The 24,165-nt window shown below is 66.5% G+C and carries 26 protein-coding genes; 18 read left to right on the top strand and 8 right to left on the bottom strand.

From position 1 onward, the window contains the following. Window positions 1-99: 99 nt before the first annotated feature. The 6 genes from ABEA07_RS23755 to dnaB all read left to right on the top strand — a co-directional run bounded on the left by ABEA07_RS23755 (window position 100) and on the right by dnaB (window position 3,756). Window positions 100-597, top strand: a complete 498-nt coding sequence (locus tag ABEA07_RS23755; RefSeq protein ID WP_345540972.1) for a hypothetical protein — start codon at window positions 100-102, stop codon at window positions 595-597. A 117-nt stretch (window positions 598-714) separates the two neighbouring features. Beyond that, on the top strand, window positions 715-1,089 hold the full coding sequence (gene rpsF, locus ABEA07_RS23750) for a 30S ribosomal protein S6 (RefSeq protein WP_086924078.1): 375 nt from the start codon (window positions 715-717) through the stop codon (window positions 1,087-1,089). A 4-nt stretch (window positions 1,090-1,093) separates the two neighbouring features. Then, complete coding sequence (gene priB / locus ABEA07_RS23745; RefSeq protein WP_345540971.1) at window positions 1,094-1,396, top strand: primosomal replication protein N; 303 nt, start codon at window positions 1,094-1,096, stop codon at window positions 1,394-1,396. 18 nt (window positions 1,397-1,414) lie between these two features. After that, window positions 1,415-1,696 (top strand): 30S ribosomal protein S18, encoded by a 282-nt coding sequence (rpsR, locus tag ABEA07_RS23740; protein ID WP_086924079.1) that lies wholly within the window; start codon window positions 1,415-1,417, stop codon window positions 1,694-1,696. 14 nt (window positions 1,697-1,710) lie between these two features. Beyond that, entirely contained in the window at window positions 1,711-2,163 is a 453-nt protein-coding gene (rplI, locus tag ABEA07_RS23735) for a 50S ribosomal protein L9 (protein WP_345540969.1), read from the top strand. Between the two features lie 189 nt (window positions 2,164-2,352). After that, window positions 2,353-3,756 carry a replicative DNA helicase gene (gene dnaB, locus ABEA07_RS23730; protein ID WP_345540968.1) on the top strand — a complete coding sequence of 468 codons (1,404 nt, stop codon included), beginning with the start codon at window positions 2,353-2,355 and terminating at the stop codon, window positions 3,754-3,756. Window positions 3,757-3,775: 19 nt separating this feature from the next. On the opposite strand, the gene ABEA07_RS23725 is transcribed toward dnaB, so the two are convergent. The 5 genes from ABEA07_RS23725 to ABEA07_RS23705 form a co-directional block, all read right to left on the bottom strand. Next, window positions 3,776-4,486, bottom strand: coding sequence for a helix-turn-helix transcriptional regulator (locus ABEA07_RS23725; protein ID WP_345540967.1), 711 nt, complete (start codon window positions 4,484-4,486; stop codon window positions 3,776-3,778). A gap of 125 nt (window positions 4,487-4,611) precedes the next feature. Beyond that, window positions 4,612-5,067, bottom strand: a complete 456-nt coding sequence (locus ABEA07_RS23720) for a GyrI-like domain-containing protein (protein WP_345540965.1) — start codon at window positions 5,065-5,067, stop codon at window positions 4,612-4,614. A gap of 129 nt (window positions 5,068-5,196) precedes the next feature. Further along, window positions 5,197-6,930 (bottom strand): PhoH family protein, encoded by a 1,734-nt coding sequence (locus ABEA07_RS23715; RefSeq protein ID WP_345540963.1) that lies wholly within the window; start codon window positions 6,928-6,930, stop codon window positions 5,197-5,199. A 191-nt stretch (window positions 6,931-7,121) separates the two neighbouring features. After that, a complete protein-coding gene (locus ABEA07_RS23710; protein ID WP_345540962.1) occupies window positions 7,122-7,598 on the bottom strand; it encodes a peroxiredoxin in 477 nt (158 codons plus the stop codon). Window positions 7,599-7,746: 148 nt separating this feature from the next. Next, window positions 7,747-8,133 (bottom strand): Mth938-like domain-containing protein, encoded by a 387-nt coding sequence (locus ABEA07_RS23705; RefSeq protein ID WP_345540961.1) that lies wholly within the window; start codon window positions 8,131-8,133, stop codon window positions 7,747-7,749. A gap of 67 nt (window positions 8,134-8,200) precedes the next feature. On the opposite strand from ABEA07_RS23705, the gene ABEA07_RS23700 reads away from it, so the two are divergent. Genes ABEA07_RS23700 through moaD form a run of 6 tightly spaced genes read left to right on the top strand, consistent with a single transcriptional unit; the run spans window position 8,201 to window position 14,268 of the window. Then, entirely contained in the window at window positions 8,201-9,424 is a 1,224-nt protein-coding gene (locus tag ABEA07_RS23700) for a pyridoxal phosphate-dependent aminotransferase (RefSeq protein WP_345540959.1), read from the top strand. A gap of 51 nt (window positions 9,425-9,475) precedes the next feature. Continuing rightward, window positions 9,476-10,798 carry a homoserine dehydrogenase gene (locus ABEA07_RS23695; RefSeq protein WP_345540957.1) on the top strand — a complete coding sequence of 441 codons (1,323 nt, stop codon included), beginning with the start codon at window positions 9,476-9,478 and terminating at the stop codon, window positions 10,796-10,798. Continuing rightward, window positions 10,798-12,213 carry a threonine synthase gene (gene thrC / locus ABEA07_RS23690; protein ID WP_345540956.1) on the top strand — a complete coding sequence of 472 codons (1,416 nt, stop codon included), beginning with the start codon at window positions 10,798-10,800 and terminating at the stop codon, window positions 12,211-12,213. Before ABEA07_RS23695 ends, thrC begins: the two co-directional genes overlap by 1 nt. Before the next feature lie 15 nt (window positions 12,214-12,228). Beyond that, complete coding sequence (gene mobB / locus ABEA07_RS23685) at window positions 12,229-12,774, top strand: molybdopterin-guanine dinucleotide biosynthesis protein B (protein ID WP_345540955.1); 546 nt, start codon at window positions 12,229-12,231, stop codon at window positions 12,772-12,774. Next, complete coding sequence (locus ABEA07_RS23680) at window positions 12,767-14,014, top strand: molybdopterin molybdotransferase MoeA (protein ID WP_345540954.1); 1,248 nt, start codon at window positions 12,767-12,769, stop codon at window positions 14,012-14,014. The genes mobB and ABEA07_RS23680 overlap by 8 nt, the downstream gene beginning before the upstream one ends. 2 nt (window positions 14,015-14,016) lie before the next feature. Next, entirely contained in the window at window positions 14,017-14,268 is a 252-nt protein-coding gene (moaD, locus tag ABEA07_RS23675; protein WP_345540952.1) for a molybdopterin converting factor subunit 1, read from the top strand. On the opposite strand, the gene dapA is transcribed toward moaD, so the two are convergent. Beyond that, complete coding sequence (dapA, locus tag ABEA07_RS23670) at window positions 14,255-15,148, bottom strand: 4-hydroxy-tetrahydrodipicolinate synthase (protein WP_345540951.1); 894 nt, start codon at window positions 15,146-15,148, stop codon at window positions 14,255-14,257. The genes moaD and dapA overlap by 14 nt on opposite strands. 253 nt (window positions 15,149-15,401) lie before the next feature. Between dapA and ABEA07_RS23665 the strand changes: the two genes are divergently transcribed. Next, window positions 15,402-15,878, top strand: coding sequence for a molybdenum cofactor biosynthesis protein MoaE (locus ABEA07_RS23665; RefSeq protein ID WP_345540950.1), 477 nt, complete (start codon window positions 15,402-15,404; stop codon window positions 15,876-15,878). Window positions 15,879-16,002: 124 nt separating this feature from the next. Here the strand turns inward: ABEA07_RS23665 and ABEA07_RS23660 are convergent, their stop codons facing one another. Further along, window positions 16,003-16,998 (bottom strand): Bug family tripartite tricarboxylate transporter substrate binding protein, encoded by a 996-nt coding sequence (locus ABEA07_RS23660; protein ID WP_345540949.1) that lies wholly within the window; start codon window positions 16,996-16,998, stop codon window positions 16,003-16,005. A gap of 100 nt (window positions 16,999-17,098) precedes the next feature. Continuing rightward, window positions 17,099-17,992 (bottom strand): LysR family transcriptional regulator, encoded by an 894-nt coding sequence (locus ABEA07_RS23655; RefSeq protein WP_345540947.1) that lies wholly within the window; start codon window positions 17,990-17,992, stop codon window positions 17,099-17,101. Window positions 17,993-18,047: 55 nt separating this feature from the next. Here ABEA07_RS23655 and ABEA07_RS23650 point away from each other — a divergent pair, with 55 nt between their 5' ends. The 5 genes from ABEA07_RS23650 (at window position 18,048) to ABEA07_RS23630 (ending at window position 23,987) form a co-directional block, all read left to right on the top strand. Beyond that, complete coding sequence (locus ABEA07_RS23650; protein ID WP_345540946.1) at window positions 18,048-19,043, top strand: ferritin family protein; 996 nt, start codon at window positions 18,048-18,050, stop codon at window positions 19,041-19,043. 11 nt (window positions 19,044-19,054) lie between these two features. Continuing rightward, on the top strand, window positions 19,055-20,038 hold the full coding sequence (locus ABEA07_RS23645) for a tripartite tricarboxylate transporter substrate binding protein (RefSeq protein ID WP_345540945.1): 984 nt from the start codon (window positions 19,055-19,057) through the stop codon (window positions 20,036-20,038). A gap of 16 nt (window positions 20,039-20,054) precedes the next feature. Beyond that, complete coding sequence (locus tag ABEA07_RS23640; RefSeq protein ID WP_345540944.1) at window positions 20,055-20,957, top strand: alpha/beta hydrolase; 903 nt, start codon at window positions 20,055-20,057, stop codon at window positions 20,955-20,957. 64 nt (window positions 20,958-21,021) lie between these two features. Beyond that, complete coding sequence (gene clpB, locus ABEA07_RS23635; RefSeq protein ID WP_345540943.1) at window positions 21,022-23,643, top strand: ATP-dependent chaperone ClpB; 2,622 nt, start codon at window positions 21,022-21,024, stop codon at window positions 23,641-23,643. A gap of 5 nt (window positions 23,644-23,648) precedes the next feature. Next, window positions 23,649-23,987, top strand: a complete 339-nt coding sequence (locus ABEA07_RS23630; RefSeq protein ID WP_345540941.1) for a hypothetical protein — start codon at window positions 23,649-23,651, stop codon at window positions 23,985-23,987. Window positions 23,988-24,165: the final 178 nt, after the last annotated feature.

Here is a 24,165-nt window from a genome sequence, read left to right as displayed (position 1 = left end):
GTTTGGTGTCACACTCCGCGCCCATGGGAGACCCCCGCAAACGGCCCGAAACAGAAGATGAGAAGCCGGCGCGTTCGGGAATTTGGGTTGAGGGCCACCATGATCCTTGTCAAGACGGTAACCGGCCAACAGGCCTTCAAAGACCGCTCCATCCGGCTCACGCCGCGCCAGCGCTCGGCATTCATCCTCTTCGACGGCAAGCGCTCGGTGAACGAAGTGCTCCAAGCGGGCATGGGTGTCGCACCCGAGGACATCGACCAGATGATCGAGCTGGGTCTGCTCGGGCGGGTCGGTGCCGATGCCGATGCGGCCAATGCGGCATCGGTGGCGATTCCCCTCCTTCCCGCGTCCGAAGTCCTGTCCGCGCCTGCCGTTCCCCCCGCGCCGATCCAGGGCCGGTCGAACCAGGAGCGCTACAAGGAAGCCTATCCCATAGCGATACAGCTCACCGGGGGGCTCGGCCTACGCGGCTTCAGGCTGAACCTTTCGGTCGAAGGCACCACGAGCTACGAGGAACTGCTGGCACTGGCACCCAAGATTCGTGCTGCCGTGGGCGCTGAAAGGGCGGTCGCGCTGGATCGCGCACTTGGCACCTGAGCGGTAAGCGCTCCGCAGGGGCGGGAGGCTGCTACAATAGCCGGCTTTGCCTTGCCACACTGCAACTGACGCTGCAGGTGGCTTTATCCCTTCCACGGAAGATCCACAAGGAGTGCCATGCGTCACTACGAAATCATTCTGCTGATCCACCCGGACCAAAGCGAACAGGTCCCGGCCATGCTGGAGCGCTACAAGGGCATGATCACCTCGGGCGGCGGCAAAGTCCACCGCGTCGAGGACTGGGGCCGCCGCCAGTTGGCCTACCAGATCAACAAGCTCAACAAGGCGCACTACCTGTGCGTGAACATCGAGGCCGAGCAGGCCGTGATGGCCGAACTGGAGCATGCCTTCAAGTTCAACGATGCCGTCCTGCGCCATCTCACCGTCGTCAAGAAGAAGGCCGAGACCGGCCCGTCGTCGATGATGAAGACCGTGGAGCGCGAGGAGGCCCGCAAGGCTCAGCAGGCCGAGTACGCTGCCAACAACAACTGATGGCGTGAGCGCTGCCGCAGTCAATCAGCTGGTGCTGACTGCCTGCGTGGCCGAACTCGGTGCCTTGCGTTTCACGCCTGCCGGCTTGCCCGCGATTGACCTGCGGCTCGAACACGAGTCGACGGTCACCGAAGCGGCCCAGCTCCGGCAGGTCAAGGCGGCCCTCAAGGCTGTTGCGTTCGGCGCGGTCGCCGAGCGGCTCGCGAGGCAGGGGATGGGAAGTCTCTGGCGATTCCAGGGCTTTCTTGCCACACCGCGCAACGGCAAGCATCCAGTGCTGCACATCCAGGATTTTCAGCAAGATTAATTTTCAAGAGGTCCCACAATGGCCACGTTCAAGAAGTTCAATAAGGACAAGCGTCCCAAGCGCAACACCCAGTCGTTGCTGTTCAAGCGCAAGCGCTTCTGCCGCTTCACTGTCGCCGGCGTCGAAGAGATCGACTACAAGGACATCGACACCCTTCGCGATTTCATCAGCGAGAACGGCAAGATCATCCCCGCCCGCCTGACCGGCACGCGTGCGATCTACCAGCGCCAGCTCAACACCGCGATCAAGCGTGCCCGCTTCCTTGCGCTGGTGCCGTACAGCGACCAACACCGCGTCTGAGGGGAAGAAACATCATGCAAGTCATTCTTCTCGACAAGGTCGTCAACCTCGGCGCGCTTGGTGACATCGTCAAGGTCAAGGACGGATACGCCCGCAATTTCCTGATCCCCTCCGGCCGCGCGCGGCGTGCAACTGAAGCCAACAAAGCGGAGTTCGAAGCCAAACGCGTCGAGCTCGAGAAGGCGGCTGCAGCCAAGCTGGCTGAAGCGCAGGCCCAGGGCGAAAAGCTTGGTGGCACCGCCGTCAAGCTAACGCAAAAGGCTGGCGTCGATGGGCGACTGTTCGGCTCGGTCACCAACCACGACATCGCGGACGAGCTCAACAAGCAGGGCTACAAGATCGCGAAGTCGCAGGTGCGCATGCCCAGCGGTCCGATCAAGACCGTGGGTGACAGCACCGTGAGCGTCGCGCTGCACACCGACGTGGTGGTCGACATCACCGTCACGGTCTACGGCGAAAGCGCTTAACGCCTGCGACAAACGAGAAGACAAGGCCGCGGCCGCGACCTTGTCTTCAAAGGCCGCCTTTGGGCGGCCTTTGTTATTTGCGGCCGCGGTTGTCCCGCGTGCTGCACCGATAAGTCACCGCTTATCCACAGCGTTATCAAGTGACGCCGTCCACCATGCGCCTTAGCATGTGTGGTTGCGAGGAAGTTCATGTCTGCCGTCTTTTCCTATGCCGACAACGACCCGTCGGCAGATCGCCAGATCGCCCAGCTGCGCATCCCGCCGCATTCCATCGAGGCCGAGTCGAGCGTGCTCGGTGGCTTGCTGTTGGACAACGGTGCATGGGACCGGATGGGCGACCTGCTGATCGATAGCGATTTCTATCGCCATGAGCACAAGCTGATCTACGCGGCCATCGGAGCCCTCATCAACGCGAGCAAGCCCGCCGACGTCATCACTGTTTTCGAGCAGTTGCAAGGCCTTGGAAAGGCGGAGGAGACGGGCGGCCTGAGCTACCTGAACTCGCTGGCGCAGTACGTTCCCAGCGCCAGCAACATCCGGCGCTACGCCGAGATCGTTCGTGAGCGCTCGATCCTGCGCAAGTTGGTCAGCGCCAGCGACGAGATCGCCACCAACGCCTTCAACACCCAGGGCAAGTCGGTCGACAAAATCCTCGACGAGGCCGAGCAGAAGATCTTCAACATCGGCGAGGAAGGCTCGCGCATGAAGCAGGGCTTCCAGAGCATGGAGTCCCTGGTGGTCGAATTGCTCGACCGTGTGAGCGAGATGGCGGAGAACCCCAACGACATCACGGGCGTCCGCACCGGCTTCTACGAGTTCGACAAGATGACCTCGGGCCTGCAGCCTGGCGACATGATCGTTCTGGCCGCGCGTCCATCCATGGGGAAGACCTCGCTGGCGATCAATATCGCCGAGCACGTGGCACTCAACGAAGGTCTTCCGGTGGCTGTGTTCTCCATGGAAATGGGCGCTGCGCAGCTGGCTGTGCGTATCGTCGGCTCGATCGGTCGCATCGACCAGGGGCACCTGCGCACCGGCAAGCTCACGGACGAGGAGTGGCCGCGGCTGACCGAGGCCATCGAGAAGCTGCGCAACGTCTCGCTGCACATCGACGAGACACCTGGCCTGACGACCAGCGAACTGCGGGCGAATGCACGTCGCCTCGCGCGCCAGTACGGACGGCTCGGCCTGATCGTGGTCGACTACCTGCAGCTGATGAGTGTCTCTGGCAGCATGAACGACGAAAACCGGGCGACCGCGGTCGGCGAGATCTCGCGGGGGCTGAAGATGCTGGCCAAGGAGCTCAAGTGCCCGGTGATCGCGCTGTCGCAGCTCAGCCGGGGCGTGGAAAGCCGCACCGATAAGCGTCCCATGATGAGTGACCTGCGCGAATCCGGCGCCATCGAGCAGGATGCCGACCTGATCATGTTCATCTACCGCGACGACTACTACAACAAAGACAGCAAGGAGCCGGGCGTGGCGGAGGTCATCATCAGCAAGCACCGTAACGGGCCGACGGGCTCCGTGAAGCTGGCGTTCCTCAAGCCGCTCACCAAGTTCGAGAACCTCGCCAGCGGCGGCGACGACTTCTGAGCAACGGTCCAAGCCCGGCTTACTGAAGTTTCGAAGGCTCAGGATTGGCGGGATCCTGCTGCAGCCGCCGCAGCATCTCGGCCAGCGTCTTGCCGGGCTCGTCCTGAAAGCGCTCGGGGAGGACCTCGATGCGATCGATGCGGTCGAGACGGAAAGCTCGGAAGTCCTGGCGAAGCTCGCACCAGGCCGAGAAGGTCCACACCCGGCCCCAGTAGAAGCAGCCCAGCGGCCGCACGATGCGCTGGCTCGGGGAGCCGCTCACGTCGTGGTAGTCCATGCGCAACTTGAGGCGCGATTGCACCGACTCCCGCAGGGTCTGTAGGCGGGCGCGTGTGCCGTCATCCAGCGCCATCGCGGGAGCGAAAAGGGCAAGGCTTTCCGCTGACGTGCGCGCGGTGGGTGGCAACACCGAGAGGATCTTGCCCAGTGCCGTCCGGATGTCCTCGGCCATGGCCGCATCGACCCAACTCTGCGCCATCCGGGCCGAGGCGACCAGCGCTGCGGCTTCATCCTGCGTGAACATGAGGGGTGGGAGGTCGAAGCCCGCGCCCAGCCGATAACCGACACCGGCCTCGCCGTCGATCGGCACGCCCTGGCGCTGTAGGTCGGCCACGTCCCGGTAGATGGTGCGTTCCGACACCTCCAGGCGTCGGGCGAGGAAGGCTGCGGTCGTGAGGCGACGTCCGCGGATCAGTTGGACGATCTGGAACAGGCGGTCTGCGCGGCGCATGCGAGGAGTTGCTGAATTTCAAACAAGCTTTCGGCGAGCTTCTATGGCTTCTTCTCGAAGTCTTCCACGAAACAGCGGCCTCGGCGATACGTCCTCGTCGGCGCCGGCCGCTGCAGGCGCGCATCTCAATCCGTGATCACGCCGATGTGGATGGCAACCTGGTCCGGGCCGCTGTACGCCTCGAAATCGCTGCGATAGCTGCGCCGCACCGCGGGATGCTGTTCGAAATACCGCCAGATCGATTTCCAAAGCGCCTGCACCATCTGCGGCATCTGGCCCTGGCCGGAGAAGACGAGGTAGTCGCCGGCTTGGATTTCCACTGTCGAATGGCCGCCCGAGACGGCCACGCCGGTCGTCAGGTTGAAGGCGCCCTGCGCGTCGGATTCATAAGCGGAATAGACGCCGTACAGCCGCATGTCATCGATGCGGTTCGGCGTGATGGCGTAGACGCGCTCGTCGAAGAAGCGTGTCCAGAGCTCGCTCATGCGCTCCGAATGCGTGTCGCGCTCGGCCTGGTTGGTCGTGCGGATGGTCAGTCCAGCGATGGCGAAGCCGTCGTGGCGTTGCAATTGTGGTTGCATGGTTCTCTCTCCAGGTATGCCATGAGTCCCTCGAACTCGTGCCGCCATGCTGCACCCGGGCTCCTGACAACGTACTGTCAGCAGCCTTGGCGCGTTCGGAGAACCCGGCCTCGCGGGCCACGGGAGAGGCTAAAGCACGTCGCTTGCAAAGTCCGCAAGGCGCGAGCGCTCGCCGCGTGCGAGCGTGATGTGGCCGCTGTGCGGCCAGCCCTTGAATTTGTCCACAGCGAAGGTCAGACCCGAAGAGCCCTCTGTCAGATAGGGGGTGTCGATCTGTGCCAGGTTGCCCATGCAGATGATCTTGGTGCCTGGGCCCGCACGCGTCACCAGCGTCTTCATCTGCTTCGGGGTGAGGTTCTGCGCCTCGTCGATGATCACGTACTTGTTGAGGAAGGTGCGGCCGCGCATGAAGTTCATGCTCTTGATCTTGATGCGGCTGCGGATCAGCTCGTTGGTGGCAGCGCGTCCCCATTCTCCGGCGCCGCCGCCGTCGCCCTTGGCCAAGAACTCGAGGTTGTCGTCGAGCGCGCCCATCCAGGGGCCCATCTTTTCCTCTTCCGTGCCGGGCAGGAAGCCGATGTCTTCCCCCACGCTCACCGTGGCGCGGGTCATGATGATCTCCGTGTAGCGCCGGTCGTCCAGGACCTGCGTGAGGCCGGAGGCCAGCGCCATCAAGGTCTTGCCGGTGCCGGCAGTGCCGGTCAGCGTGACGAAGTCGACGTCGGGGTCCATCAGAAGGTTCATCGCGAAGTTCTGTTCGCGGTTGCGCGTGTTGACGCCCCAGACGGCGTTCTTGATCGAGCCGTAGTCCTTGAGCGTCTTGAGCACGGCTGTCTTGTCGCGGATCTCGGTCACCCGCGCGTACATGCTCGGCTCGCCGGGCGCTTCGAAGTAAACGAACTGGTTGATGAAGAGGTTGGGGACCAGCGGACCGCTGACCCGATAGAAGGTGCTGCTGCCGCTCTGCCAGCTCTCGATGGGCTTGCTCTGGCGGGTCCAGAAGTCGGGCGGCAGGGCCAGCGACCCGGAGTAGAGCAGGTCGCCGTCTTCCAGGGTTTTGTCGTTCTGGTAGTCGTCCGCAGCGAGGCCGAGGGCGCGCGCCTTGACGCGCATGTTGATGTCCTTCGACACCAATACGACGTCTTGTTTCGGGCGCCCCGGTGCGTCCTTGGCATGCAGGTCGCGCAGCGCCTGGACCACGCCGAGAATCTGGTTGTCTGCCTTGCCCTGCGGCAGGCTGGTCGGCAAGGTGTAGTCCAGTGGATCGGTCTGGAAGAACAGCTTGCCTCCGGACTCGCGGTGACCGGTGGAATCGAGCTTCAGACCCTTGGCGATGTCGGCGCCGTGCGTGGCGGCGAGCGCATCCAGTGTGCGGCTGGTCTGCCGGCCGTTGCGCGCGACTTCCGTCGTGCCCTTCTTGTGGCCGTCGAGTTCTTCCAGCACGATCATTGGCAAGAAGATGTCGTGCTCCTCGAAGCGGAACAGGCACATGGGGTCATGAAGCAGCACGTTGGTGTCGAGCACGAACAGCTTTGCGGGGCCAGTTGATTTGCTGCGCTTGGTTCTGGGCTGACTGGCCACCGGCGCGGGCGTCGGCGGGCCTTCGCCAACGCTGCGCGCGGCCGGGGTCGGTGCGGCCGGCGCTTTCAGGTTCGGCAGGGGAGGCGCCTCGACGGTCGCGCCGCCCTCTGCAGCATGGCGGTCGAACAGTTCGAGTGGTTGCGGCCCGCTGGACCGGGTCTCTTCAGCGCGCCGGTCAGAGGAGCGACGGCCGCCCTTCCCATGCTGGGAACGGGCAGGCGCGTCGAGCGCGTCCGGCGACAGGAGTGCGGCGCGTTTCGTGGGGGCGGGGGGCAGAGGCATGGGACAGTTCGCTCGCAGAAAAGAGAGGGCCAGAAAGCGAAAAAGCCGCCTGATGAACCAAGCGGCTTTGTTCGGAGGATGCGGTCGCGGAGCTCAACGGCATGAAACTATTATGCACATCGGAAGTGACAGGTTCTGCGATCGTGGTGCACCGCCAACGCCTCCTGGCAGAAGGTCACGAATGTTGCAGTTCAGGCGGGCTTCTTGAGTGCCTTGACAGCCTTGAGCACGTCGTCGACATGGCCCGGCACCTTCAGGCCGCGCCACTCGGCCTGCAGCACGCCATCGGCGCCGATCAGGAAGGTGCTGCGCTCGATGCCCTTGACCTTCTTGCCGTACATGATCTTGTTTTTGACCACGCCGAACATATGGCACATCTTTTCTTCGGTGTCGGCAATCAGTTCGAAGGGCAGTTCGAGCTTGGCCTTGAACTCCTCGTGCGACTTCATGTTGTCGCGCGAAACGCCGAATACCGTGGCGCCGGCTTTCACGAAGTCCTTGTAGTGGTCACGGAATTGCATGGCTTCCGTCGTGCAACCGGGGGTATTGTCCTTGGGGTAGAAATACAGCACCAGCACCTGACCGAGATGCGAGGTGTTCGACACCTTGATCCCGCCGGTGGCGTTGGCGTCGAATTCAGGGATGGGTTTGTTGACAACGATCGCCATGAAACTTGTTTTCTCCGTTTGATTCCACCGACCGGGCAGCCCTGACGCCGAGGCTCTTGGCCTGGCGTACGGCATTAGGCATGATGGAGATTGGGCGTAGCTGGACGGGCCGCCGGTTTGCAACCCGGTATTTTAGCTCGAAACCCCCTTATTGCCCATCGCCGGGGCTCTCGATCAACAGGGCGGCGACCACGTGCCGCCCCTCTCCTGCCAAGATGTTGTAGGTGCGGCAGGCGGCCGCCGTGTCCATGGTTTCAACGCCGGTGCGGCGTGCCATCAGTGGCTGGAGCCAGGCAGGTTGGGGAAAGCGAATGCGCGCCCCACTACCGAAGATGACGAGTTCGGCGCCCAGTTCCGCCAGCCGCGCGAAATGGGTGTCTCCCAGATGTTCGAAGCGGGCGCAGTCCCAGGCGAAGCGCTCGCCGCGCGAGCCCACCACGACACTGTTCTCGATCTTTTCGTTATTGACAGCGACCCATCCGGGACCGTGCGCAGTCAGGGTCTGGACGTCGGATTTGTCGGGCTGGAGCTTCATTAAGGAGACGGGGGAACTGTGGTCAAATTATAGGTTTTCCCCCGTGCACCCCGCCCCTGGAGGGACTTTGAAACCGCTCAAGAAATCGGCCAAGCTGGCTAACGTGCTCTACGACATCCGAGGCCCGATCATGGATGCCGCGAAGCAGATGGAGGAAGAGGGCCAGAAGATCATCAAGCTGAACATCGGCAATCTGGCGCCGTTCGGCTTCGATGCACCCGAGGAAGTCCAGCAGGACATGATCCGTAACCTGCCGGCCTCGTCCGGCTACTCGGACAGCAAGGGCATCTTCGCGGCCCGCAAGGCGGTGATGCACGAGACCCAGAAGCAGGGCATCGCGGGCGTCGGACTGGACGACATCTATCTCGGCAACGGTGCCAGCGAACTGATCGCGATGGCCACCAATGCGTTGCTCAACGACGGTGACGAACTGTTGCTGCCGGCGCCCGACTACCCGCTCTGGACGGCGGTGACCAGCCTGTCGGGCGGCAAGCCCGTGCACTACCTCTGCGACGAGGAGAACGGCTGGATGCCGAGCCTCGACGATATCCGCGCCAAGATCACCCCTCGCACCAGGGGCATCGTCGTCATCAATCCCAACAACCCGACCGGTGCGCTGTACTCGGATGAACTGCTCAAGGGGCTCGTTGGCATCGCGCGCGAGCACGGCCTGGTGATCCTCGCCGACGAGGTGTACGACAAGGTGCTGTTCGACGGCGTCAGGCACACTGCCATCGCCAGCCTGTCGAAGGACGTGTTGACGCTGACCTTCAACTCGCTATCGAAGAGCTACCGTTCCTGTGGCTACCGCGCCGGCTGGATGGTGGTCTCGGGCGACAAGAAGATGGCCCAGGACTACATCGAGGGCCTGAACATGCTCTCGAATATGCGCCTGTGTCCCAACGTGCCGGGCCAGTGGGCGATCCAGACCGCGCTCGGCGGCTACCAGAGCATCAACGAACTGGTCGGCCCGGGCGGCCGGCTGCGCCACCAGCGCGACTTGGCCTACGAGCTGATCACCGCCATTCCCGGCGTCAGCTGCGTCAAGCCCAGCGCGGCCCTGTACATGTTCCCGAAGCTCGACCCCAAGATCTACCCGATCGAGGACGACCGCCAGTTCTTCCTCGAACTGCTGAAAGAAACCCGGGTGATGCTGGTGCAGGGCACAGGCTTCAACTGGCCCACGCCGGACCATTTCCGCATCGTGTTCCTCCCCCATGAAGAGGATCTGCGCGAAGCGATCAAACGCATCGCCGATTTCCTCGAGCGCCATCGAAGCCGCCACGCTTGACGAGCTGTCAGCGCGCGGCCCTGTTCCCCTGTTCCATTTCGGACGAATCGAATGAAACCCATCCAAGTTGGCCTGCTCGGCATCGGCACGGTCGGAAGCGGCACCTTCAAGGTGCTCCAGCGCAATCAGGAAGAGATCAAGAGCCGGGCCGGCCGCGGCATCGAGATCACGATGGTCGCGGACCTCGACGTCACCCGCGCCAAGGCTGCGGTGGGCGAAAGCGTCAAGGTGGTCAGCGATGCACGCGCCGTCATCGCCAATCCCGACATCGACATCGTGGTCGAGCTCATCGGCGGCTACGGCATCGCGCGTGAGCTGGTGCTGGAGGCGATTGCCGCCGGCAAGCACGTGGTCACCGCCAACAAGGCGCTGCTGGCGGTGCACGGCACCGAGATCTTCGCGGCGGCCCATGCCAAGGGCGTGATGGTGGCCTTCGAGGCCGCCGTGGCCGGCGGCATCCCCATCATCAAGGCGCTGCGAGAAGGCCTGACCGCCAACAGCATCCAGTGGATCGCCGGCATCATCAACGGCACCACCAACTTCATCCTGTCCGAGATGCGCGACAAGGGGCTGGACTTCGCCACCGTGCTGAAGGAAGCCCAGCGCCTGGGCTATGCCGAGGCGGACCCGACCTTCGACATCGAAGGCGTGGATGCGGCCCACAAGGTCACGCTGATGAGCGCCATCGCCTTCGGCATTCCGGTGCAGTTCGACAAGGCGCACGTCGAGGGCATCACCAAGCTCGCGGCGCAGGACATCAAGTACGCCGAGCAGCTCGGCTATCGCATCAAGCTGCTGGGCGTGACCAAGCGCAAGGCGCAGGGCATCGAGCTGCGCGTGCATCCGAGCCTGGTGCCCTCCAAGCGCTTGCTGGCCAACGTCGAGGGCGCGATGAACGCGGTCGTGGTCAACGGCGACGCCGTCGGCACCACGCTCTACTACGGCAAGGGTGCCGGCAGCGAGCCGACCGCCAGCGCGGTGATCGCCGACCTGGTGGACGTCACCCGTCTGCACACTGCCGACGCGGCGCACCGCGTGCCGCACCTGGCCTTCCATCCGGATTCGATGAGTGACCTGCAGGTCCTCCCGATGACCGAGGTCGTGACCAGCTACTACCTGCGCCTGCGTGTGGCCGACGAGGCCGGCGTGCTGGCCAAGGTCACGGGACTGCTCGCCAACGCCGGCATCAGCATCGATGCCGTGCTGCAGCGCGAGGCCGACGAGGTGGGCGGCGAGGGCTCCACGCAGACCGATCTCATCATCCTCACGCACGACACGCGCGAGGGCACGCTGAACGACGCGCTGGCCCAGCTGCAGGCGCTGCCCACCGTGCTCGCACCGATCGTGCGTATCCGCAAGGAAGAGTTGTCCTGATGCGCTACCTCTCCACGCGCGGCCACCCGGAGCGCCGCCGCTTCTGCGAGATCCTGCTCGAGGGCCTGGCGCCCGACGGCGGCCTGTACTTGCCCGAGCACTATCCGCAGGTGGACGCGGCCACGCTCGCGACATGGCGCGATCTCAGCTACCCCGAACTGGCCTTCGAACTGCTGTCGCTCTACATCGACGACATTCCCGCAGCCGACCTGAAGGCGATCTGCGCGAAGACCTACACCGCCGAGATCTTCGGCACGGCCGAGATCGTGCCCCTGCGCGAACTGGAGGACGGCGTGTACCTCGAGGCCCTGTCCAACGGCCCCACGCTGGCCTTCAAGGACATGGCGATGCAGCTGCTGGGCAACCTGTTCGAATACGAACTCGGGCGCCGCGGCGAGGAGCTCAACATTCTGGGCGCGACCAGCGGCGACACCGGCAGCGCGGCCGAGTACGCGATGCGCGGCAAGAAGGGCGTGCGTGTCTTCATGACCTCGCCCGACGGCCGCATGAGCCCCTTCCAGCAGGCGCAGATGTTCAGCCTGCAGGACCCGAACATCCACAACCTCGCGTTGAGGGGCGTGTTCGACGATTGCCAGGACATCGTCAAAGCCGTGTCGAACGACCTCGACTTCAAGCGCAGGTACAGGATCGGCACCGTCAACTCGATCAACTGGGCACGCCTCGTGGCGCAGGTGGTCTACTACTTCGCCGGTTACTTCCAGGCGACCGCGGACGACACGAAGCAGGTCAGCTTCACCGTGCCCTCGGGCAACTTCGGCAACGTCTGCGCCGGCCACGTGGCGCGCATGATGGGCTTGCCCATCCGCACGCTGGTGGTGGCCACCAACGAGAACGACGTGCTCGACGAGTTTTTCCGCACCGGCGTCTACCGTGTGCGCTCGGCCGCCGACACGCACGAGACATCGAGCCCCTCGATGGACATCTCCAAGGCCAGCAACTTCGAGCGTTTCGTGTTCGACCTGGTGGGGCGCGACGCCTCGAAGACGCGCGCGCTGTTCGAGGGCGAGCTCGGCAAGGCCGGCCGTATCGACCTCAGCGCCGATCCCGTGTTCGCCCAGGCCGCCGGCCGCTTCGGCTTCGCGAGCAGCCGCAGCACCCACGCCGATCGCCTCGCGACCATCCGCGACACCGACAAGCGCTTCGCCATGCTGATCGACACCCACACCGCCGACGGACTCAAGGCGGCACGCGAGCACCTCGCGCCCGGCGTGCCGATGATCGTGCTGGAGACGGCGCTGCCCATCAAGTTCGCCGAGACCATCGTCGAGGCGCTGGGCCATGGGCCCGACCGGCCGGCGCGCTTCGAAGGGATCGAGGCGCTTCCGCGGCGCGTCGTGCAGCTGCCGGCGACTGCCGAGGCGGTCAAGGCCTACATCGCTCAGCACTGTGCCTGATCGGGCGGGCTACGCATGAAGGCCATCGGCTTCGCCGGCTTCTCGGGAGCCGGCAAGACCACCCTGGTCGAGCGGCTGATCCCGGTGCTCCGGTTGCACGGGCAGCGCGTGTCGGTGGTCAAGCATGCCCACCACAAGTTCGACATCGACCATCCCGGCAAGGACACCTACCGCCACCGCGAGGCCGGCGCCTTCGAGGTGGTGGTCGCCTCGGACAAGCGCCTCGCCCTGATCCGGGAGTTCGAGCGACCGACGCAACTGGGCGTGCATGACTTGATCGCCGAATTGAACCCTGGCGTCGACTGGGTGCTGGTCGAGGGCTTCAAGCACAGCGACCTGCGCAAGATCGAGGTCTGGCGCGAAGCGGAGGAGGGCCGGACCGCCCGGCCGGCGCGTTACACGGAGGATGCGTTCATCGTCGCGATCGCGACCGACATGCCCGAGCGTCTTCCGGCACCGACCGGGCTCCCCATCTTCGACCTGAACGATGCCGATGCCATCGGGGCCTGGCTGCTGCAGAACGCATCCCGTTTCGAGTACAAGGTGGATCGCCATGGCTGAAATCTCCAAACGCCCCCCGCTGATGCCTCTGGACGAGGCGCTCGCCAAGCTGCTGGCCGCGGCCACGCCGCCGCTGGGCACCGAATCCGTTTCCACTTTCGAGGCCGACGGCCGTGTGCTGGCACAGGACGTGGTGTCGGGTCTCACCGTGCCGCCGCGCGACAACAGCTCGATGGACGGCTACGCGGTGCGCAGCGCCGATTGCGTCCGGGCCGGCGCAATGCTGAAGGTCGCGCAGCGCATCCCGGCCGGCACGGTGGGAACGGCACTGGCCGCCGGCACCGCCGCTCGCATCTTCACCGGCGCCCAGATCCCCGAAGGTGCAGATGCGGTGGTGATGCAGGAAGACACACGCGCGGTACCGGAGGAGGGCGGCCTCGGCGGCGTCCACATCGACATCGTGCCGGCGCCGGGACAGTGGATACGCCGCGCCGGCGAAGACGTGGCGGCCGGCGATGTGGTGCTCGCGCGTGGCGAGCGCCTGACGCCTGCAGGTCTCGGCCTGGCGGCCAGCGTCGGCCTCGACCGGCTCCTGGTGGCGAAGCGCCCGCGCGTGACCCTTCTGTCCACCGGAGACGAGCTGGTCATGCCCGGCGAGGTGGCGCCCGAGGCCATGAAGCCCGGCTCGATCTACAACTCCAATCGCTTCTTCATGCGGGCCCTGCTGCATCGCCTGGGCTGCGAGGTGCAAGACCTGGGCATCGTGCCCGACCGGCGCGATGCCACCATCGAGGCCCTGCGCGGCGCCTCCGAGCGCAGCGACCTGATCATCACCACGGGCGGTGTCTCGGTCGGCGAGGAAGATCACATCAAGGCCGCGGTGCAGGCCCTCGGCCATCTGGACCTGTGGTCGCTGTCGATGAAGCCCGGCAAACCTTTCGCCTACGGGCGCATCGGCAGCGCGCACCTCACGGGCCTGCCCGGCAACCCCGTGTCCAGCTTCCTGACCTTCCTGCTGCTGGTGCGGCCTTTCCTGCTGACCCTGCAAGGCGCCCGCCGTGTGGCGCCGGAGCCGGTCGCGATGCGGGCCGACTTCGACTGGCCGCGCGCCGACCGCCGGCGCGAATTCCTGCGCGCGCGGCGCAATGCGGCCGGCGGGCTGGACCTGTTCGCCAACCAGAGTTCCGGCGTGCTGACCTCCATGGTCTGGGGCGACGGCGTGATCGACACGCCGGCCGGCCAACCCTTCAAGGCCGGCGACACCGTGCAGTTCATCCCCTTCGCATCGCTACTGGGTTGAGCATGAAGATCACCGTGCGCTATTTCGCCTCGGTGCGCGAGGCCTTGGGCATCGGCAGCGAGACGGTCGAGACCCGCGCCGCGGACCTCGGTGCCCTGCGCGACGAACTGATCGCCCGCGGCGAGCCGCACGCCGGCGCGCTGGCGCGCGGCAAGGCCGTGCGCATGGCGTTGGACCAGGTCATGAGTGCGGAGAGCGCGCCGCTGCGTGAAGGCCAGGAAGTGGCCTTCTTCCCCCCGGTCACCGGCGGCTGAGCCCGGTCTGCTCCGCTTGGAGGCGTTCGCGCAAGGTCTGGCTCGCGCGGGTCATCGGTGCCCGCAGCTCGTCCTGCAGCCACCCACGCTGAGCCATTGCCGCCTTCAGGGGGCCGGGGTTCGGCTCGGCAAACAGGAGCTCGATCAGCGCCAGCAGCGGCTGCCACCGGGCACGCGCCTCGTCGAGCCTTCCGGTGCGCAGCGATCGGATGACATGCACGAAGTCTTCCGTCTGCAGATGCGCACTGGCCGCAATCGCGCCGGCGCCGCCCTCCGCGACTGTCGAGAACAACTGCGGATCCTCGCCGGCCAGTATCTGCAGGCGGCCATCGGTGATCAGGGCGCGCGTCTTGGCCATGTCGCCGCCGCAGTCCTTGATGCCCCGGATGCGCGGGTCCGCGGCCAGCGCGAGCAGCGTCTCCCGTGCGATCGTTGCGCCGGTGCGATAGGGGATGTCGTAGATCAGGACAGGACCGGCACTGGCTTGCGCGATCGCTTCGAACCACGCGCGAAGCCCGTCCTGCGAAGGCCGGATGTAGCTGGGTGCCGGCACCAGCAGCCCGGCCAGGTCTTCGTCGTTCAACCGGCGCGTCCAGGCGACGGTCTTGCCGAGGTGGTAGCCGCACAGACCCATGATGCGCGGCAGCGCGGGCGCAGGGCGGGCGACCGTGGCCAGCACGGCCAGTTGCTCGTCGGCATCCAGGGCCGCAGCCTCGCCGGTCGAGCCGCAGACCACGAAGCCGGCGATGCCGGTGACTGCGAGGCGCTCGGCGAGCGCAGCGAGCGCGGCATGGTCGACGGCGCCGTCGCGAAAGGGGGTGACGAGCGGGATCCAGAGGCCCGAGAAGTCAGGGGTGACTGGTGTAGGAGCGGAAGGCACGCGGAATTTCCTTTCAGGACTCGACCGATGGATGAACCACCGCCGGGCGCGCGCACACGGAAAGAAGAGGCCGGATTCGAACCCTGCAGTCCCGTCGCTCATCCGACGACGGAACCGAAGCTCCGGTCAGACGAGCTCGGGTTTTTTGGCTTTGGCTTCCAGGCACACGGGCGCGTTCGCGTCGAAGGACGGGGCGGTGCACGGCGCGGAGGAAGACATGGGCCGAAGTCTATCGCGGTGCCACAATCCCGCCATGCCCAGCACCCGCGTTTCGATCCAGACAGCCGATTTCGACCTCGCCCAGGAGGTCGCCGCGTTGCGCGCGGAAGACAAGCGCGTGGGTGCCGTCTGCAGCTTCATCGGCACCGTGCGCGACCGCAATGACGGGAGCGCGGTTGCATCGATGGAGCTGGAGCACTACCCCGGCATGACCGAGAAGTCCATCGGGGCCATGATCGACGAGGCCCACCGGCGCTTCGACATCCTCGGCGTGCGCGTCGTCCACCGCGTCGGGCTGCTGCAGCCCCTGGACCAGATCATGATGGTGGCCGTCAGCTCGGCGCACCGGGGCCAGAGCTTCCAGGCCTGCGAGTTTCTGATGGACTACCTCAAGACCCAGGCGCCGTTCTGGAAGAAGGAACAGACGCCCGAGGGCGCGCGGTGGGTCGATGCGCGCGTGGACGACGATGCGGCGCTCGCGCGTTGGGGCATCGAGGCCCGCAACGCCTGAGGCCGCTGCTGCGGCGCCGGAGGGCCAATGCCGCCGCCGCCGGGCCGCTTCAAGGCGGCCGCGCCTCCCCCCGGGGGGGTGGAGTGACACGCAGCGAAGCGAAGTGAAACGCCGGGGGCAAACATCACTGCGGCGTGAAGCCGCTGCTCTTGATGATCCGCTCCCAGGTCTGCGTGTAGCTGCGCACGCGCCCGGCAAACTGGCCTTGCGGCTCGTAGGCCACCGTCAGGCCCAGCGTGGTGAGCTTCTGCTTGACGTCCGGCATGGCCAGCACCTTCGCCAGGGCCGCGCCGAAGCGATCGATCACCGGCTGCGGCGTGCCCACCGGTGCGAACACGCCGTAATAAGGCAGGTCCTCCAGGTTGGCGAAGCCGAGTTCGGTGAAGGTCGGCACCTGCGGCAGCAGCGCCTGGCGCTTGGTCCCGATCGTCGCCACGATGCGCACCTTGCCGGCGCGGTGGTTCTCGATGAAGTCCGGCACCGAGGCGATGCCGGCGCTGATCTGGTTGCCCAGCATGTCGGCCGTCATTGGCGCACTGCCGCGGTAGGGCGCGGCCTGCACGTCGATCTTGTACTTGGTGCCGATCATCTTCACCAGGAACTCCGGAATGGACGCCGGCGCAGGCACGCCGATGGTGTCCTTGCCGCCGCGCTGGGTGCGCACCCATTTCACATACTCGTCCATGCTCCTGGCCGGCGTGCCGCCCGAGACTGCGAGGACGTTGGCGAAGGTAGCGAAGCCCGCCACCGGCACGAAGTCGGTGGCCGGGTTGAAGCCGGGGTTCTTCACAACCTGGGGCAGGATCGAGATCGAATGGTCGTGCGTCAGGAACAGCGTATGACCGTCCGGCGCGGCCGCCTTCAGTGCCTGGGCCGCGATCTGGCCGCCCGCGCCGGCACGGTTCTCGACCACGACCGGCGCGCCCAGTTCGTCCTTGAGCTTCTCGCCCAGCGTGCGCGCGATGGCATCGGTGCCCGCGCCGGCGGGAAATCCGACCAGCAGCCTGATCGGCGTGGCGGATGGCTGCGCCTGTGCAAGGCCCGCAAAGACAGCCATCGCGGCCGCCAGCCCGAGCGTGAAGACACGGCGCGACCCGCGCGGCATCCTGGAAGAGAACATGTACGACTCCAATCGTTGAAGAAAAGAACAGGGCAAGGGCGAGCAACCGCCGTGCCCGTGTGCCCGGCAGTGGCGTATTCTGAACGAGGCGGCAGCGCTTTCAGCGCGGGCGCAGGCGATGCGCCGTCGCGATGAAGGCCGCAAGCGCCGGGTTGTTGTTGGAGGGACGGAAGGCCAGGCCCAGTTGGTACTTGACCGGCCCATGGCGCCGCCGCACCTGCAGGAAATGCACGTGCGCAGTCCGCACGGACTGCATGGCCTGGGGGATCAGCGCGACCCCGAGGCCGGCGCCCACCAGCGCCAGGATGGTCTGCATCTGCGCCGCCACCTGCACGAAATTGGGAATGAAGCCGCAGTCCTGGCAGGCCGCCATCACCACGCTTTCGAAGCCGGGGCCCTCCTTGAACGGAAAGCCGACGAAGCTCTCCGACGCAAGGTCGCGCAGCTGCACGCGCTGCTGCTGCGCGAGCGGGTGGGTATCGGGGACCGCCAGCATCAGCTCCTGCTCGCAGTGGGGTTGGACCCGGAAGTCGCCCGCGTCGTGCAGCGGCGGCACGACGATGCCCACGTCGGTCGCGCCATTGAGCAGGGCTGCCATCTGCTGAGAAGTGGTGTCGCCGGTCAGCACCAGCTTGACGTCCGGGTAGTCCTCCCGAAAGGCGCGCAGCAGTTGCGGCACCACGCCCAGCGCGGCGCTGGGCACGAAGGACAGGCGCAGCGTGCCGAGCTTGCCGGCGGCGGCGCGCTGCGCGATCTCGACCGACAGCTGGGCATGCGCCAGCGTGCGGCGCGCTTCGCGCAGGAAGGCTTCGCCGGCCACGGTGAGCCGCACGTGATGCCGGGTGCGGTCCAGCAGCGTGGCGCCGACCTCGGCTTCGAGCCGCTGTACCGCCACGGACAGCGGTGGCTGGGAGACATGCAGGCGCTCGGCGGCGCGGCGGAAGCTGCGCTCTTCCGCGACGGCGACGAACTGGCGAAGCTGACGCAGGTCCATCGGTTCATTCTAGAGAGAGGGTGCGTTGGTGATCGTGCTCGCCTATCACCAGCCCATGAAAACGGTATTGGACGAAGCACGCGCGCTGGCGCAGCATGCGCCCCAGGTGCTTCCCACTCCCCACGAAAGGCCACCGATGCAGCCCTCGCTCCTCGAAGAGCTCACGCCCGTTCCCAATCCCTATCCCATCAAGTCAGAGATCGAGTATCCCGAGGTCTGGCGCCTGTGCGAGCAGGCGCGCGAGCTGGCCTGGAACCCGGCCGTGATCGACTTCTCCGACCTGCGCGAGGCCGAGTTGCCGGCCGAGGTGCGCGAGGCCGGCGCCGAGTGGTGGAGCCTGCGTGCCTGGATGGAGCACGGCGCCATTCCCTACGGCACCGAGCGCCTGCGCGATGCGGTCTTCGCGCACCAGCCCTTCGAGATCAAGCAGCACATCGTCAATTTCATCGCCGAGGAGCTGCGCCACCATGAAGCCTCTTTCCTGGTGGCGCGCGGGCTGGCCGGCTACCAGGACGAGCCGCGCGCCGATTACTTCAAGGCCGTGATCCCGCGCTTCCACGACGAGCGGGACGAGAAGGCCATGTCCTTCTTCGCCGGCCTGGCCGTCAACACGCTTTTCGAGCAACTCTCGGGCGAGCTGCTGCAGGCGCGCTACGAGAACGCGCGCTACAAGTCGATCCGCACCGCCTGCCAGCTGATCCTGCGCGACGAGGCGCGGCACATCCAGTTCGGCCGCATCATCATGCGGCGCTTCTTCTCGGAGCTGTCGGCCGACGACCGGCGGCTGCTGGGCGAGAAGGTGGCCAAGAAGCTGCGCGGCAGCCTGCTCAACGGCGTCTATGCGGTGGTCAACCTGCCGGCCGACGAGCGCGCCCGCGCCGGCCGCAACCGCGCGCTGGCAGCCGAGCATGGGCTGGGCGCGACGCATCCGGACCAAGAGATCGCGATCATCCGCCGCGCCCTCGAGCAGATCCGCAGCGATGTCGCGCCCTACGGGGTCGAGATCCCGGAAGTGCCGGAGGTCGATCGGGCCGCGGTGGCGATGCACTGAGGAGCTCGGTCATGGCCCGTTTGCTGATGAGGAACCTGGGTTGGAGCGCACTGGCCGTGGCCGGCGCCGTCGCGCTCGCGCCGCCTGCGGGCGCGCAGGGCGCGTATCCGAACCGCCCGGTCACGATCGTGGTGCCGTACCCTGCCGGCGGTTCGGCCGACATCCTGGCGCGCACGGTGGGACAGAAGCTCGGCGAAAGGCTGGGGCAGCCGGTGGTGATCGACAACCGCGCCGGCGCCGGCACCGCGATCGGTGCCAAGCACGTCGCGGGTGCGCCGGCCGACGGATACACGCTGCTCCTGGGCACGGTCAGCTCGCAGGCCATCAACCCGGCCATGAACAAGGTGGGCTACGACCCGGTGAAGGACTTCACGCCGGTCGCGCCGCTGGCCTCCATTCCCTTCGTGCTGGTGGCTCACCCATCCTTCTCGGGCAAGAGCGTTGCGGACGTCATCGCGCAGGCCAAGGCGAAGGCCGGCGAACTCAGCTATGCATCGGCGGGGCCCGGCACCTCCAACCACCTGGCCGGCGAGCTGCTGGCCTCGGCCGCCGGCATCAAGCTGCTGCACGTCCCGTACAAGGGCAGTGCGCCGGCCCTCAACGACGTGGTGGCGGGACACCTGCCGCTGATGTTCGACCTGCAGGCCACGGCCTTTCCCTATGTGCAGTCCGGCAAGCTCAAGGCCCTCGCCGTCACCGGGCCTACGCGCAGCTCGATGCTGCCGGCGGTGCCCACCGTGATCGAGAGCGGACTGCCGGGCTACGAGGTCAGTGCATGGTTCGGCGTGTTCGCGCCGGCGGGCCTGCCCAGACCGGTGCTGGATCGGCTGCACGCCGACATCTCGGCCGTGCTCCAGGCGTCGGAGATGCGCAAGCGCCTGCAGGAGCTCGGTGCCGAGCCGGAGCAGGGCAGTGCCGACGCCTTCGCGACGTTCGCGCGCGCCGAGGCGGCGAAATGGTCGGACGTGCTGCGCAACGCGGGGCTGGCCCAGTGAAGGACCCGCGCCGCCGATGATCGAAGGCCCCGCCACGCTGCGCGCGTTGATGGCCGACGTCGGCCCTCGCTGGGCTTCGGACCTGCCCGGCCACAGCCAGCAGGTGAAGGAGGCCTATGCGCCGCTGCTGGCCGCGGCGCCCAAGAGCGGCATCACGGTGACGCGCGACATCGCCTACGGTCCGCACGCGCGACATCGGCTGGACCCGTTCCGTCCCGCCGGAGCGGCCCGGGCACCGGTCGCCGTCTTCGTGCATGGCGGTGCGTTCGTGCGCGGCGACAAGCGCACCAGCACCGAGATCTACGACAACGTACTGTATTGGTTCGCGCGCCAGGGCTTCGTCGGTGCCAACATCGAGTACCGCCTGGCGCCCGAGTCCCCCTATCCCGGCGGCGCTCTGGACGTGGCCGATGCCATGGCCTGGCTGCACGGCCAGGTGGGGGAATTCGGCGGCGACCCCGCGCGCATGCTTCTGATCGGCCACTCGGCAGGAGGAACGCACGTGGCGGCCTACGCGCTGGACCCGGCGTGCCGGCCGGGGCCATGCCATGCGAGCGCGATCGTGCTGGTGTCCGCGCGCCTCGACGCCGACCTGCGGCCGCAGAACCCCAACGCATCCGGGGTGCGCGCCTATTTCGGCGGTGACGTTTCCCGCTTTGCGGCGCGCTCGCCGATGCGCCTGGCGGACCATGCCGGCATTCCCGCCTTCATCGCCATGGCCGAGTACGAAAACCCGCTGCTGGACGTCTACGCGCTCGGCTTCGCCCACCGGATGGCGGCGGCGCACGGGCGCGCGCCTCGGGTGGTGCAGATGCGTGGCCACAACCATATGTCCATCATGGCCCACTTCAACAGCGGCGAAGAGACGCTGGGACGCGAGATCGTCGGCTTCTTTGGCTCCCTGCCCGATTCGGTGTAGGGTTTGTTTTTTCGCTTGAATTCCACGCCGCGTATCCCTAAATGGCGGGGAACTGGAGTCATTCATGCGCCAAGACAAACTCACCACCAAGTTTCAGGAAGCCCTGGCCGACGCACAGTCGCTGGCGTTGGGCAACGACAACCCCTACATCGAGCCGGTGCACCTGCTGGTGGCCATGCTGCGCCAGGAGGACGGGCCGCGCGCCCTGCTGGGGCGCGCCGGCGCCAACGTGCCCGGCCTGCTGCAGGCCGCCGAGGCCGCCATCAAGAAGCTGCCGCAGGTGCAGGGCCATGACCAGGTGCAGGTCGGCCCCGAACTGGGCAAGCTGCTGCAGGCCACCGAGAAGGAGGCCATCAAGCGCAACGACCAGTTCATCGCGGGCGAGCTCTTCCTGCTCGCGCTGGCCGACAGCAAGGCCGAGATCGGCAACCTCGCGCGCAGCCACGGTGTGACCCGCAAGTCCGTCGAAGCCGCCATCGACGCCGTGCGCGGCGGCCAGGGCGTCAACAGCCCCGAAGCCGAAGGCCAGCGCGAAGCCCTCAAGAAATACACCCTCGACCTCACCGAGCGCGCCCGTCTGGGCAAGCTCGACCCCGTCATCGGCCGCGACGAGGAAATCCGCCGCGCCATCCAGGTACTGCAGCGCCGTACCAAGAACAACCCCGTGCTCATCGGCGAGCCCGGCGTGGGCAAGACCGCCATCGTCGAGGGCCTGGCCCAGCGCATCGTCGCCGGCGAGGTGCCCGAGTCGCTCAAGGGCAAGCGCGTCCTCTCCCTCGACATGGCCGCCCTGCTGGCCGGTGCCAAGTACCGCGGCGAGTTCGAGGAGCGCCTCAAGAGCGTGCTCAACGAACTGGCCAAGGACGAAGGCCAGACCATCGTCTTCATCGACGAACTGCACACCATGGTCGGTGCCGGCAAGGCCGAAGGCGCCATGGATGCCGGTAACATGCTCAAGCCCGCCCTGGCGCGCGGCGAGCTGCACTGCGTGGGCGCCACCACCCTCGACGAATACCGCAAGTACATCGAGAAGGACGCTGCGCTGGAGCGCCGCTTCCAGAAGATCCTCGTGGGCGAGCCCAGCGTGGAAGCCACCATCGCCATCCTGCGCGGCCTGCAGGAGAAGTACGAAGTCCACCACGGCGTGGACATCACCGACCCGGCCATCGTCGCCGCGGCCGAGCTGTCCGACCGCTACATCACCGACCGCTTCCTGCCCGACAAGGCCATCGACCTCATCGACGAGGCCGCCGCCCGCATCAAGATCGAGATGGACTCCAAGCCCGAGGTGATGGACCGCCTCGACCGCCGCCTGATCCAGTTGCAGATCGAGCGCGAGGCCGTGCGCAAGGAGAAGGACGAGGCCTCGCAGAAGCGCCTCGGCCTGATCGAGGAAGAGATCGCGCGCGTGCAGAAAGAGCTGGCCGACCTCGACGAGATCTGGCAGGCCGAGAAGGCGCAGGCCCAGGGCAGCGCGCAGATCCGCGAGGAGATCGACAAGATCAAGTTCCAGATCGCGGAGTTCACCAGCAAGGGCGACTTCAACAAGGTCGCCGAGCTGCAGTACGGCAAGCTGCCGGGCCTGGAGAAGCGTCTGAAGGAGGCGCAGGACACCGAGGCGAACAAGGGCAAGTCCAGCGCGCCCACGCTGCTGCGCACCCAGGTCGGCGCCGAGGAGATCGCCGAGGTCGTGGCGCGTGCCACCGGCATCCCCGTCTCCAAGCTGATGCAGGGCGAGCGCGACAAGCTGCTCCAGATGGAAGACAAGCTGCACGAGCGCGTGGTCGGCCAGGACGAGGCCATCAGCGCGGTCGCCAACGCCATCCGCCGCTCGCGCTCGGGCCTCGCGGACCCGAACCGCCCCACCGGCTCCTTCCTCTTCCTCGGGCCCACGGGCGTGGGCAAGACCGAGTTGTGCAAGGCGCTGGCGGGCTTCCTCTTCGACAGCGAAGACCACCTCATCCGCGTCGACATGAGCGAATTCATGGAGAAGCATTCGGTCGCGCGCCTGATCGGCGCGCCGCCCGGCTACGTGGGCTACGAAGAGGGCGGCTACCTCACCGAAGCGGTGCGCCGCAAGCCCTACAGCGTGCTCCTGCTCGACGAGATCGAGAAGGCGCATCCGGACGTGTTCAACGTGCTGCTGCAGGTGCTCGACGATGGCCGCCTGACCGATGGCCAGGGCCGCACCGTGAACTTCAAGAACACGGTGATCGTGATGACCAGCAACATCGGCTCGCCGATCATCCAGTCGATGGTGGGCAGGCCCGCCGAGGAGATCAAGGACGCGGTGTGGGACGAGTTGAAGAACTACTTCCGCCCCGAGTTCCTCAACCGCATCGACGAGACGGTGGTGTTCCACGGGCTCGACGCGAAGAACATCGAGGCCATCGCCGCCATCCAGCTCAAGGTGCTGCAGGAGCGCCTGGCCAAAATGGACTACGTGCTCGAAGTGTCGCCCGCAGCGCTGTCGGAGATCGCCAAGGTCGGCTTCGATCCGGTGTTCGGCGCGCGGCCGCTGAAGCGGGCGATCCAGCACCGCATCGAGAACCCGTTGTCGAAGCTGTTGCTGGACGGCAGCTTCGCGCCGAAGGACCGGATCGCGGTCGGCACCGACCCGATCCGTGCTCCGGGCCAGTTCAGCTTCAGCAAGGCTGGGGAACCGAGCGCGGAAGCGGTGGCCTAATCCGGATGATGAATTTCCTCCTGCGCCTCCTGCTTTTCCTCATCGGCCTGGTGTTTGCTGCCAGCCTGGCTGTCGCGGTACTGCTGCTGGCCACCTGGTGGGGCCTGCGCTACGGCTGGGCCCGCCTCACGGGCCAGCCCGTGCGGCCCTGGGTCATGCGCTTCGATCCGCGCCATGGCTTCGATCGCTTCCGCGCGGCGGCGCGGCCGGCCGAGCCGACAGCGGCCGACGTGGCCGCTGCAAAGGCGCGTGGCGAAGCCACCGACAGCCCGGTCCGGCTGCGTGCGCGCGGCGGCGACAACGTGACCGATGTGCAGGCCCGGCCGGTCTCGCGGGCCGAGTAGTAGCCGGTCACGTCTTGCTGCGCAGCGGATCGCTCCTGAGACAAGCTGCAACGGCGTGTGACTCGATGTAAGTGCTTCGCCGACCGCCTTTCCTGATACCGGCCTACGACGCTGCCGCCTCGTCCCGCTTTCAATCCCGCCACCCTCCGACACGACCAAAGGCGCGATCGCGACTGCC

The sequence above is a fragment of the Variovorax defluvii genome (assembly GCF_039541515.1).
Taxonomy (GTDB): Bacteria; Pseudomonadota; Gammaproteobacteria; order Burkholderiales; family Burkholderiaceae_C; genus Variovorax; species Variovorax defluvii.
The sequence above is the reverse complement of the archived record's forward strand: the minus strand, read 5'-3'. Positions and strand labels throughout refer to the sequence as shown.

What these genes read in the sequence shown, in the direction of transcription:
- ABEA07_RS23755 (WP_345540972.1), top strand. Translation starts at nt 100, where the DNA reads ATGATCCTTGTCAAGACGGTAACCGGCCAACAGGCCTTCAAAGACCGC.
- rpsF (WP_086924078.1), top strand. Translation starts at nt 715, where the DNA reads ATGCGTCACTACGAAATCATTCTGCTGATCCACCCGGACCAAAGCGAA.
- rpsR (WP_086924079.1), top strand. Translation starts at nt 1,415, where the DNA reads ATGGCCACGTTCAAGAAGTTCAATAAGGACAAGCGTCCCAAGCGCAAC.
- rplI (WP_345540969.1), top strand. Translation starts at nt 1,711, where the DNA reads ATGCAAGTCATTCTTCTCGACAAGGTCGTCAACCTCGGCGCGCTTGGT.
- dnaB (WP_345540968.1), top strand. Translation starts at nt 2,353, where the DNA reads ATGTCTGCCGTCTTTTCCTATGCCGACAACGACCCGTCGGCAGATCGC.
- ABEA07_RS23725 (WP_345540967.1), bottom strand. Translation starts at nt 4,486, where the DNA reads ATGCGCCGCGCAGACCGCCTGTTCCAGATCGTCCAACTGATCCGCGGA.
- ABEA07_RS23720 (WP_345540965.1), bottom strand. Translation starts at nt 5,067, where the DNA reads ATGCAACCACAATTGCAACGCCACGACGGCTTCGCCATCGCTGGACTG.
- ABEA07_RS23715 (WP_345540963.1), bottom strand. Translation starts at nt 6,930, where the DNA reads ATGCCTCTGCCCCCCGCCCCCACGAAACGCGCCGCACTCCTGTCGCCG.
- ABEA07_RS23710 (WP_345540962.1), bottom strand. Translation starts at nt 7,598, where the DNA reads ATGGCGATCGTTGTCAACAAACCCATCCCTGAATTCGACGCCAACGCC.
- ABEA07_RS23705 (WP_345540961.1), bottom strand. Translation starts at nt 8,133, where the DNA reads ATGAAGCTCCAGCCCGACAAATCCGACGTCCAGACCCTGACTGCGCAC.
- ABEA07_RS23695 (WP_345540957.1), top strand. Translation starts at nt 9,476, where the DNA reads ATGAAACCCATCCAAGTTGGCCTGCTCGGCATCGGCACGGTCGGAAGC.
- thrC (WP_345540956.1), top strand. Translation starts at nt 10,798, where the DNA reads ATGCGCTACCTCTCCACGCGCGGCCACCCGGAGCGCCGCCGCTTCTGC.
- mobB (WP_345540955.1), top strand. Translation starts at nt 12,229, where the DNA reads ATGAAGGCCATCGGCTTCGCCGGCTTCTCGGGAGCCGGCAAGACCACC.
- ABEA07_RS23680 (WP_345540954.1), top strand. Translation starts at nt 12,767, where the DNA reads ATGGCTGAAATCTCCAAACGCCCCCCGCTGATGCCTCTGGACGAGGCG.
- moaD (WP_345540952.1), top strand. Translation starts at nt 14,017, where the DNA reads ATGAAGATCACCGTGCGCTATTTCGCCTCGGTGCGCGAGGCCTTGGGC.
- ABEA07_RS23665 (WP_345540950.1), top strand. Translation starts at nt 15,402, where the DNA reads ATGCCCAGCACCCGCGTTTCGATCCAGACAGCCGATTTCGACCTCGCC.
- ABEA07_RS23660 (WP_345540949.1), bottom strand. Translation starts at nt 16,998, where the DNA reads ATGTTCTCTTCCAGGATGCCGCGCGGGTCGCGCCGTGTCTTCACGCTC.
- ABEA07_RS23655 (WP_345540947.1), bottom strand. Translation starts at nt 17,992, where the DNA reads ATGGACCTGCGTCAGCTTCGCCAGTTCGTCGCCGTCGCGGAAGAGCGC.
- ABEA07_RS23650 (WP_345540946.1), top strand. Translation starts at nt 18,048, where the DNA reads ATGAAAACGGTATTGGACGAAGCACGCGCGCTGGCGCAGCATGCGCCC.
- ABEA07_RS23645 (WP_345540945.1), top strand. Translation starts at nt 19,055, where the DNA reads ATGGCCCGTTTGCTGATGAGGAACCTGGGTTGGAGCGCACTGGCCGTG.
- ABEA07_RS23640 (WP_345540944.1), top strand. Translation starts at nt 20,055, where the DNA reads ATGATCGAAGGCCCCGCCACGCTGCGCGCGTTGATGGCCGACGTCGGC.
- clpB (WP_345540943.1), top strand. Translation starts at nt 21,022, where the DNA reads ATGCGCCAAGACAAACTCACCACCAAGTTTCAGGAAGCCCTGGCCGAC.
- ABEA07_RS23630 (WP_345540941.1), top strand. Translation starts at nt 23,649, where the DNA reads ATGATGAATTTCCTCCTGCGCCTCCTGCTTTTCCTCATCGGCCTGGTG.